This window comes from Nostoc cf. edaphicum LEGE 07299 (genome assembly GCF_015207245.1).
In the GTDB taxonomy this organism is placed as follows: Bacteria; Cyanobacteriota; Cyanobacteriia; order Cyanobacteriales; family Nostocaceae; genus Nostoc; species Nostoc edaphicum_B.
Genome location: NZ_JADEXF010000585.1, coordinates 1 through 3,823, shown reverse-complemented (window position 1 = coordinate 3,823; position 3,823 = coordinate 1). Strand labels below are relative to the sequence as shown.

General features: G+C 41.6%; 2 protein-coding genes. Both read right to left on the bottom strand.

The features are described from left to right. Positions 1–114 precede the first annotated feature (114 nt). Entirely contained in the window at positions 115–939 is an 825-nt protein-coding gene (locus tag IQ229_RS17290; protein ID WP_194045792.1) for an NAD-dependent epimerase/dehydratase family protein, read from the bottom strand. 203 nt (positions 940–1,142) lie between these two features. Next, entirely contained in the window at positions 1,143–3,491 is a 2,349-nt protein-coding gene (locus tag IQ229_RS17285) for a putative PEP-binding protein (protein WP_194045790.1), read from the bottom strand. Positions 3,492–3,823 lie beyond the last annotated feature (332 nt).

The window sequence follows — 3,823 nt, the reverse complement described above, 5'->3', positions numbered from 1 at the left end:
GTTGTATAAAGTTGAATGTGCTATATACAACACCAACGATGATTACTATTCGCTTTTTTAGCAGTCAATTTCTAATCGGTCATAGCGCTTGATTTGTACTGCTGAAGCCTTGTTTCATGGTCGCCATTTATAATGCGGAACCCACTGAAGAACTTCTTTAGCGAGTTGGGTGTTAATTAAGGCTTTGTAAGGTTCATGTTCATATTCATCGCCTCCGCGCCAATCCACTTCAGGAAGTAGAGATTGTGCCATTTCTTGACTAGTTCGATGCGCCGAAGAAATATCATCAGCGCATAGTAGTAAGGTAACATGACCTGGATTAGGGCAGTATAAAGCGTATCGCGCTGCTTCTGCTGCGTCTCTCACATCCAAAAAAGCACCGTATTCCCAAAATGGATTCCACTCAAAATTAGGATTAGCTTGCCGATTGGAAATAATAAAATCGTAAGTGTCTTCATCAAAAACACCTGGTGGTCGCAGACAAATAGTTGGGATACCTGTACTATCAGTAAAGTACTGACACATTTTTTCACTAAGACGTTTAGAAACGGCATAAGGGGTAGTTGGATAACAAGGATGATTGTCATCCAAAGGAAGATAATCTGGTTTTCTCTCACCTTTAAAGATTCCCAATACATCAACACTACTGAAGAAAACAACACGTTTGAGTTTTGCTTCTGCTGCTGCTGAAAGAATATGCCAAGTTCCAAGAAGATTGACTGCCATTATTTCATCGGGCACATCCTCGGAGTTTCCAAGTAGCGCTGCAAGATGAACAACTGCATCGCAGCCTTGAAGTGCCGAACGAATTTCATCTGGATTCAGAATATTATGACCACTTGCAATATCAAACCCAATAACTTCACATCCATCAGCACGTAAAACTTTTTCAACAACCGAACCAATCATTCCTTCGTTGCCAGTAACTAATACTTTCATAAAACTCATGATTGTTGATTGTATTTACACAGTAGTTTTTGCGCGAAACTGATTCTATAGCGGTTCTTGAATGGAAGCAATACAATTTGACCTCTCTCCTAAAAGGAGAGAGGTTTTGAATCTTACTCCCCTTCCCTTATAGGGAAGGGGCTGGGGGTTAGGTCTGTATTGCACTCAACTGATAACCGCTATATTTAATAGGATTACTTTAATTCACGCCGTGCAGCTTCTAAAATTAAGCGTTGTTCGGCACGAGCGATCGCTTGATATGTTCGCTCGACTGCTTCCGGTTCAACAGAAATGGAAGTAATACCCCATTCCACTAACTTATCGATGATTTCTGGATAGAGGGCTGGTGCTTGACCGCAGATTGAACAAGGTATACCGGCACTTTTAGCCATTTGGATCAGTTGAGCGATCGCACTCATAACTGCTGGATGACGTTCATTAAATACTTTTGCTAGCTGTCCTTGTTCTCGATCCACTCCTAGCAATAATTGGGTTAGGTCATTTGTACCAATAGAAATTCCGGCTGCGCCTGCTTTAATATATTCTGGTAATAAAAACAAGACACTTGGCACTTCTGCCATCATCCACAATTGAAACTGCGCCACCTCGGTTAGAAAAGCTTGCTCAACTTTGCGACGACAAAAGACAAATTCTTCCACAGTTCGCACAAAAGGTAACAATAGATTGACATTGCTGTAACCAGCTTCCTGTACACTTGCCAAAGCTTTCAGTTCCAACTCAAATACTGCGGGATTTCGTAAATAGCTAAAGGTACCGCGTTCACCTAACATCGATTGTGGCGAAGATTCTAAACTATCACTCAATGATGGTAAATCCTGCGATCGCCAATCTAAAGAACGATAAAAAACTGGTCTTGGGGCAAAGGCACGAGCAAATTGCATAATCTGCTCAGACCATAGCTCTAACAATTCTGCCTGACGCCCGCTTAAAATCCAACTATTAGGATGTTGCCCGTTCAATATATTTAATACCATCAATTCTGAGCGCAACAATCCTACTCCATCCACAGGCAGGTTTTGCACTTGTTCTATTAAAGTGGATTGACTCAAGTTAACCAGCAGTTGGGTAGCAATCATAGGTAGATGAGACGTAACAGCAGGATGAGGCGCTTTCGGGTTGGAGTGATGGGAGGAAAGAAGATTTTCTTCTCTTCCTCTTTCCATCTCCTCCTTTGAGTCTCCTTTGATACGATAAACTTCTCCTTTGTCGCCATCAAGCAGCAATCGTTCGCCAGTTTGGATTAAAGTTGTGGCTGATGTTGCGTTTACTACTGCTGTAATACTTAATTCTCTAGCTAGAATTGCCGCGTGACTGGTTAATCCCCCTTGTTCAGTGATAATACCACCAACTTGTTGCAATAATGGCAACCAATCAGGTGTAATCGTTGGTACTACTAAAATTACTCCTTTCGGTAGTTGTTCGGGTTTTTGTTGCGGATTAATAATTACCAGAGCGGTAGCTATAACACGTCCCCCTGCTGCTCCTAGTCCCTTAATGAAGTGTGTGTGGGAAATTGATTTTGAAGGACTCACTTGTGTTATGTAGAGCTTGCCAGATGTTGTTTGTTGAGTGATAGTCCATTTAATGGTAAAGGTTTTACCTAGTTCACTTACCAGTTGAGTTCCCAGAGCAATTATTTGTTGTAAGTATTCTTCTTGTAAAGAGTACTGTTTTTGTTGGGCTTCTGGAAGCATATAGGTAATCAAACAGTTATGATCTGGTGTTAACGCTGAGTTCGGCACGGGTTGCGAAAAAACTTTAGATTCTGCATCATCAACGCCATAAGCCAGCATTTTATTGCCCAGTTGTTGCTCAAGCACAACCCCAGTTTCTGGTTGAATGTAGTAAACATCTGGCTGTATTTCGCCTTGTGCGATCGCAATTCCTAATCCCCAAGTAGCTTCAATTTCCCACCCAGATCCATTAGTTGTAAGCGAGCCACTGGCGATCGCATTTTCAACAGGTTGCACCAAAACTGCGAGATTAATTTGTTGCAGATTAATTCCTAAGTGCTGCCAATATAATAGACTCCGGGCCCGAAATATTTGGCTCCAGGTACGCTTTAGAGCCAAAGCGATCGCTTCCGGTTCGCACTGGCAAAATACCGACTCTAGTAAACCCGATATATTGTTGTTTATACCTGGAGTAGCAGTTGATACTGCCAAGGAAGGTCGAAGAATTAAACAGCTGGTTTGCCATTCCCTAGCGGCTTGGAAAATTGTACTCACCCACTCCTGGGTTACAGTCGCAGTCAGAATTTCTTGGCGCAAGCGGCTAGCCACCTGCTGAAGTTGACGCCAATTAGTGACATCAAGGTGTAGCGAAGAATGGGGTAAGTCAGCTACTAATGATTCTGAACTATTGAGATTTTCGAGAAATTGCCGCAAAATTTCTGCCGAAACTACAAAACCAGGCATCACCGGATAGCCGCGCTGGATAATTTTGCTCAAGTAAAAGGCTTTGTCACCTACTTTGGCACGGTCTTGTAGTTTAATTTGATCTAGCCAGTAGAGTTTATTCACTCAATTTGTTAGTTGTCTATTTGTAGCCACAGCCATTTCTTTTTGGTATGTTATCAGGTTAATCCACTGACTTCTGAATAAAAAGTACTTAGGGCTGACAGCAGTTTTCTTTTGCATGAATTAAGCAGGGTAGAGTAAAATTCAGAATTTAGGAGTCAGAAATCAGAAGTAAAACAGGCTTGATAGCTGGCTTTGAGACGAATCGTTACTTCAGTAACTTGGAATACGCTGTATAGCTGATTTGCTCTACTTATACATTGTCGGATCATATTTAATTGTTGACTATGTAGGTTAAATCTAACAATTTAAGGTATAATTTTATGGCTCAGTCA

Excerpts from the sequence above, each read along its gene's own strand:
- IQ229_RS17290 (WP_194045792.1), bottom strand. The coding sequence starts at position 939 with ATGAAAGTATTAGTTACTGGCAACGAAGGAATGATTGGTTCGGTTGTT.